Raw genomic sequence first — 6,000 nt, 5'->3', positions numbered from 1 at the left:
TGAGATTTGTTATGAGTGGATTTTTTCTCAGACAAGGCGCTTTTCGCAGGCGATACTTAGAGCGTATCGACAAGAAATGCAACGCAGGATGGGGAAAAATTCACCATAACAAAGCCGAAGGATGAAATTTGAACAGCCTCTATAGCGAGCGTATTAATTCATGGGCACTTCCATAAGCAGCAGCTCGGTGCCGGTTGTGGCTTTCAGTTTCAGCGTATTTATATCCCACACCCCAAGCCCGTCGCGTGTATTGAGCGCCTGACCGCCCACACTTACATCGCCTTTAAGCACGAACACATACACGCCGTTTCCGGGCTTTTTCAATGTGTACTCAAGTGCTGTTCCCGCATCCATATCGGTGAGGTGAAACCAGGCGTCCTGATGAATCCATACGCCTTCATCATCAGGTTTTGGCGAAAGGATTTGCTGAAGTTTGTTTTTGCGATCGGCAAGATTAAGTGTAATCTGGTCGTAGCGCGGCTCTACATTTTTGGTTTTCGGATACACCCAGATTTGCAGAAACTTCACCGGCTTGTCGCTGTTCTTGTTGTATTCACTGTGTGCAATGCCGCTTCCGGCGCTCATTACCTGAATATCGCCGTGTTTAATTACCGCCGTGGTGCCCATGCTGTCTTTGTGTTCAAGATCGCCTTCGAGCGGAATGGAAATAATTTCCATGTTGTTGTGCGGATGTGTGCCAAAGCCCATTCCCGGAGCCACATGGTCGTCGTTAAGCACGCGCAGCACGCCAAAGTGCATACGTTCGGGATTGTGGTAATTGGAGAAACTGAATGTATGAAACGAATCGAGCCAGCCATGGTTGGCGTGGCCGCGTGTATTGGCTTTGTGAAGCACCATGTTTTCCATAATTGCAGATTGTGTATTGGGTAAATGATTAAAACCAACGGCTTCTTCTTTTTCAGAAGGTGCATTACTGGTTTGTGCCACTACTTTGGCAGTAACTGCGGTGGCCGCAACGGCCAGTGTGCCGGTAAGGCCCTTTTTCAGAAAATCCTTTCGATCCATGGAAATACTCCTTTCTGATTTACACCACAAAAGTAGAGCAGGAGGAATGGCCGCACCAATAATCTAGATTAAGTACGAATGAAAACCCGGCAATACTTCAGCTCCTGAGCTTAAGTCCGGCTTTCATTTTGCTGAAAAATTCGGGGGTAACGCCAATGTAGGCCGCAATCTGTTTTTGTGGAAGCGAGTCGATAAGTGTAGGATAGCGAACACAAAATGCCTCGTACCGCTGTACTGCAGTCAGACTCAGGTTATCAAGCACACGTTGCCGGTTTGTAACCAAAGAGTTTTCGGTAATGATGCGGAAAAAACGCTCAAACTTCGGCACCTCGCGGTAAAGTGCTTCCTGATCTGTTTTTGAAAGCAACAGTATTTCCGAATCTTCCAATGCTTCGATAATGAGCGAACCGGGTTTCTGGGAAATAAGGCTGTACATGTCGGCAATCCACCAGTTTGGCGGTGCAAACTGAAGCACATGCTCATAGCCGTTCTGGTCAATGGTAAAACCACGCAGGCAGCCGCGTGTAACAAATGCCGAGTACCGGCAAACTTCGCCTTCGTCGAGTAAAATTTCCTTTGCTTTCAGGCTGCGGGGTTTGAGCATGGCGCTGAAGCATCCGGCCTCGGCACGCTCAAGTGTAATGTAGCGTGAAATATGTTGTAGTACGTCGGCGTGTGATTGCATGTAAGGCAAGATACGAAGAGAAGCGGTAGTTGTAAATACTCAATCGTACAGCGTTGCAGTACCGGAATCACTACCTGTGTTTGCCGCATCTTCCGCTCGAATGGCGTGTGGTGGCACGGCATTGCCTGTATATACTGAATGAATTGCTTCGCTGGTGAGGAGCCAGATAGTCGGAGCCGCTGCATTGCCGGGCAGGCCCTGTACTTTCAATCGAATCCTGAATGAAGCGAAGTCCGTATGTGGAATTATAGTCAATGGTATAATCGCTTCCGCATGGTTTCGTTAACAGCAAATCAGCTGTGGACTGAACGCCGCAGGACGCAAACAGTACAGCAAGAAAAAGGAGGAAACGTACCGGCATGAGAAATAGTATTACCGCAGCTATGGTGCAGGAATACGAATATCAGCCAAAAACCTGAAAGTTTGTACCGTCAAAACTCGCAAACACCATGCTCGGGTGCGAGTCCTGATGATACAAATTGCCATCTTTGTCGATGGCGATAGCGCCGGCAAATCCGTCGAACGGTTTAAGTTCATTGAACGTGCGGCTGAATGCTTCGGCCAGCGGCAAGCCGTCGGTAACGCGGGTAACAATTTTGGTGGCCACAGCTGCGCTCACAATATCTTCGCCCACGCCGGTGCAGCTAACACCGCAGTGTGCATTGGCGTAGTTGCCTGCAGCGGTGGCTGAGTCGGAAATGCGGCCGGGAATTTCAAAGCCTTTTCCGCCGGTAGAAGTGGCGGCGGCAATATTTCCCTGCGCATCCAGCGCCACGCAGCCTACTGTGCCTGTGCCCGTGGCGGCCAGTTTGGCCTCGTACTCACGGCGGCGCTGCGGAATTTCGGTACTGAATTCGGCGAAGCCCTGCTGCCGTGCAAAACGCGTGGCTCCTTCACCGCCCAGCACACGATCATCAACCGCAAGCAGCCTTTCTGCCACACGCACCGGATTCTTTACATTTTCAATATTAATCACACCGCTGAACTTCAGCGTGCGCCCGTCCATAACCGATGCACTCATGCGTATCACACCATCGCTTTGAATCTGCGAACCGATGCCGGCGTTAAACAACGCATCGTCTTCCAGCAATTCTACTGCATACACTACAGTTTCGAGTGCGGTGTGCGTGTGCATGTAGTCAAATGCTTTTGCGGCAATATGGCGAAGCGCGTTTTGCTTGGCCACCTTGGTTTCGGCGCTGGTTGACGATTCGCTGAAAAAGCCGCCGTGAATAATCAGTTTCATGTGCGCGTGTGCTTAGGCGTGCTGCGTGGTGTGCAGCGTCATACGATGTGTGTGCAGGTCGTAACGGTCGTACATACTCATTACATGCACCACCAGGTTTTTGATTGAAATAGGCTGCCCCATTTCCACTGCCGTAAGGTTGGTGTCTTGTATGTGTCGTCCGTCAACCAGAATAACCAGCCCGGAACCGATTGCTTCCATGTGGCGGCCTTCGGTAATGAGCAGGCCGGTGTCTTCGCCCAGGCCAATGCCAAGCACTTTCGGGTTGCCCACCACGGCCTGAAACAAACGGCCAATGCGCCCGCGCTGCACAAAATGCGTATCAATAATAACGTGATCAATAAGCCCGAGACCGCTGGTGATTTTCACCTCGCCTTTCAGCAATGCCTCCTGACTTGAGCCCTGATAAATCATGCTGTCGGATGCCGCCGCCGCGCCTGCCGATGTGCCGGCAAACAAAAACTGCTCATGCGTATATTTTTCCAGCAGCAGATCATGAAACGCGGTGCCGCCGAGAATGGAGGTGAGGCGCAGCTGGTCGCCGCCGGTAAACATGACTACATCGGCCGCTTTAAGCCGTGCTATGTTTTCGGCTTCTGTGGCCTGCTCACGACGTTCAATGTGCATTACATCCACATTTTCCGCACCGAGGAACTGAAACGCACGTGCGTATTCAGGCCCCACTTCACGCGGAATTTTTGATGCCGTGGTGATTACTTCAATCCGTGATTTTTCCCCCTTGAGCGACTCGGTGATGATTCGTTTCAGAATCCCAGTTTCAAAAAAGTTCAGGTTCTTTTCAACCTGCTTGTCGAAGTTTTTCTCCGTGAAACTTCCCTTGTCAACCGCCCCCCCGATAATTACGAGCTTTCCTTTTGGGTACATGCCTGCAAAAATACGAAGACTTAGCGAAGCCGCAATATTTCGTTAATCTTTAGCATACAGGCAACAGCCGGAATTATACCGTGGCGGGCTCCTTTGCTTTCACCCAAAGCGGCCCCACCGCCAGCAGCAGCACAACCACATTGTAAAGCACATTCGACAAATTGCCCGAAGCCGCAGAGCCCGAACTGTCGAGCACAAACCAGGCGCAAATGCCCGCCACCACTGCTTTTCTTACCTCGTCGGGAGCTTTGTCGTAAACCCATTTCCGCAAAAACCAGATGGTGGCACCCCAACCCAGTAAAAAACCGCCGGTTAGCGCACTCAGAAAACGTGTGGTGGGTGCGTCATAACGCTGCACACCATCAATCGGGTGACTCAAAAAATCGAGTGTAAAGCGGGCGGGCTCCGAAGTTTCAGCCATTGTACCCAGAAAAAATACAGGCGCAAACGAAGCCACCACAAAGGCGCTTATGAGTAACCAGAATTTGTGAAACTGTTGTGTCATACAGGTTGTAAGTATTGATGAGGACACAAAAGTTTACTTAATTATCGGGCCGGGTTGTACGGTGGCGTACAATTCGCTGAAATACGCTCAGCAAGCGCCTGCATCAAGCTTTCGGGAAATCACTTTCAGCTCCGCAAAATAGTTCGAGAGCCAGGGGTAGTTTATGTTTTCAGGATTAATCTGAAGGAAAAAATTTTCAAGGGCAAGCTCAAAAATTCCAAGTAGCTGATCCACACTCAGACTTAGTTGCAGATCGTTTTTCCAGACATGCACAAAATCTTTTCCGATAATGCGGTTCGATTTTTCGAGTGTGCTTTTATACGTATTGTTGTTGCTGTGAAAGCGGAGCTGACGGTTGAACAGCAGATCCGTTTTATGTTCGATGAGGATGTGAATGAGTTCAGGATCTATTTTCAGGACCGCATTTTCTTTTCCGGCAAGAATTTTTACCTGCACAAGATGATAGGCGAGCAGGGTTTCGAGAAAAATTTCCGTGCCGGCAAAATGATGATAGAATGATGATTTGCTGATGCCTGCCTTTTTCGCAAGTGTTTCCACTTTCAGCCCCGGTTCTCCGTGCAGTGCAAACAATTCATAACCTGCGGTAATCCATATTTGTTGCGATTCTTTCATAACAGGCAGGAGATATAAGCAGGGTTTATTTGCGGGGATCGCGTGTGAGTTCGCGGGCAAAAAACACGTCAGGTTTTATGGGGGTGAAATGATGATGCAACGGGTTGAGCGAAAGTGTGTCGGCAACGGGAATGCTTGTGCCGGCGGGAGAATAAAGTTTAACTGAGGGTTCGGCGGAAATGTAAAACGAATCGTCTTTTGTAAATCCGCCAACCCCGTTTCGGCTTTGTGTGTTCCAGCGAAAGCCGGTGTTGATTTTAAAAAAATATGTACCAGCCGGAATATCCCGCAATACAATCCAGCTGTTTGCCTCCAGGTATTCGTTGCGAATGGTGCGCCACGGCGGACGCTCTTCTACAAGGCAAATTACCGTTGGCTGTGGCGGACTAAGCACCATAATGCTGTGTGGCGAAAAATCGTCGTACACCCCCGGGCCAAAGAGCTTGTCGAAAGGAGAGTCGAAATTTACTATAGAACGGTTACCCTTTGGGCCATCTGTAGCGTTGAGCTGTTCATAGCGTTCAAGTTCGCGTTCGGCCGCAAATTCCTTACGCTGTTCCTGTACCCAGTTATCAAACCAAAATGCAGCGGTAATAAACAGCACAAAGGTGATAACCATGGCCACAAATATTTTGCGGCGGCGTGTAAAGTGTTCAAGCAACCGGCGTTTTCGCTTCGTTTCAGCCCACTCCCAGGTGGCTTCCGAGTATTTTGCTCGTCGGTCGGTGGCAGTTTGTGTTTTGTTTTTCTGATTATCGGAAGCGGCAAAGAAAGGGCCGGGCGAGTAAAGCGATTCGCGCAAACGCTTTTTGTCATAATTGCTGCGCAAAATCGGGTCGGAAAGCACTTCGTAGGCCGAAGCCACCTCTTTGAATTTCTCGGCCGCACGCGCATCGCCCGGATTCAGGTCGGGATGATAACGCTTGGCCAGCGTGCGGTAGGCCTGTCTGATCTGCTGATCATTGGCATATTCCGAAACGCCGAGTATGCGGTAGAGGTTAATCACGCTGCAAGATACAA

8 protein-coding genes are annotated in these 6,000 nt (G+C 49.8%); all 8 read right to left on the bottom strand.

Features of this window, described 5'->3' with window-relative positions:
• Positions 1-153: 153 nt before the first annotated feature.
• Positions 154-1,026, bottom strand: a complete 873-nt coding sequence (locus tag IM638_04220) for a pirin family protein (protein ID MCA6362217.1) — start codon at positions 1,024-1,026, stop codon at positions 154-156.
• Between the two features lie 97 nt (positions 1,027-1,123).
• A complete protein-coding gene (locus tag IM638_04215) occupies positions 1,124-1,711 on the bottom strand; it encodes a Crp/Fnr family transcriptional regulator (protein ID MCA6362216.1) in 588 nt (195 codons plus the stop codon).
• 70 nt (positions 1,712-1,781) lie between these two features.
• Positions 1,782-2,072: a hypothetical protein gene (locus IM638_04210; GenBank protein MCA6362215.1), complete on the bottom strand. Its 291-nt coding sequence runs from the start codon at positions 2,070-2,072 to the stop codon at positions 1,782-1,784.
• A gap of 42 nt (positions 2,073-2,114) precedes the next feature.
• A complete protein-coding gene (locus IM638_04205; protein ID MCA6362214.1) occupies positions 2,115-2,957 on the bottom strand; it encodes an isoaspartyl peptidase/L-asparaginase in 843 nt (280 codons plus the stop codon).
• Between the two features lie 12 nt (positions 2,958-2,969).
• A complete protein-coding gene (locus tag IM638_04200; GenBank protein MCA6362213.1) occupies positions 2,970-3,842 on the bottom strand; it encodes a cyanophycinase in 873 nt (290 codons plus the stop codon).
• Between the two features lie 73 nt (positions 3,843-3,915).
• A complete protein-coding gene (locus tag IM638_04195) occupies positions 3,916-4,347 on the bottom strand; it encodes a hypothetical protein (GenBank protein ID MCA6362212.1) in 432 nt (143 codons plus the stop codon).
• An 87-nt stretch (positions 4,348-4,434) separates the two neighbouring features.
• Positions 4,435-4,980: a TetR/AcrR family transcriptional regulator gene (locus tag IM638_04190; protein MCA6362211.1), complete on the bottom strand. Its 546-nt coding sequence runs from the start codon at positions 4,978-4,980 to the stop codon at positions 4,435-4,437.
• Positions 4,981-5,005: 25 nt separating this feature from the next.
• Positions 5,006-5,983 carry a J domain-containing protein gene (locus IM638_04185; GenBank protein MCA6362210.1) on the bottom strand — a complete coding sequence of 326 codons (978 nt, stop codon included), beginning with the start codon at positions 5,981-5,983 and terminating at the stop codon, positions 5,006-5,008.
• Positions 5,984-6,000 lie beyond the last annotated feature (17 nt).

It is taken from the genome of Bacteroidota bacterium, assembly GCA_020402865.1.
In the GTDB taxonomy this organism is placed as follows: domain Bacteria; phylum Bacteroidota; class Bacteroidia; order Palsa-965; family Palsa-965.
The sequence above is the reverse complement of the archived record's forward strand: the minus strand, read 5'-3'. Positions and strand labels throughout refer to the sequence as shown.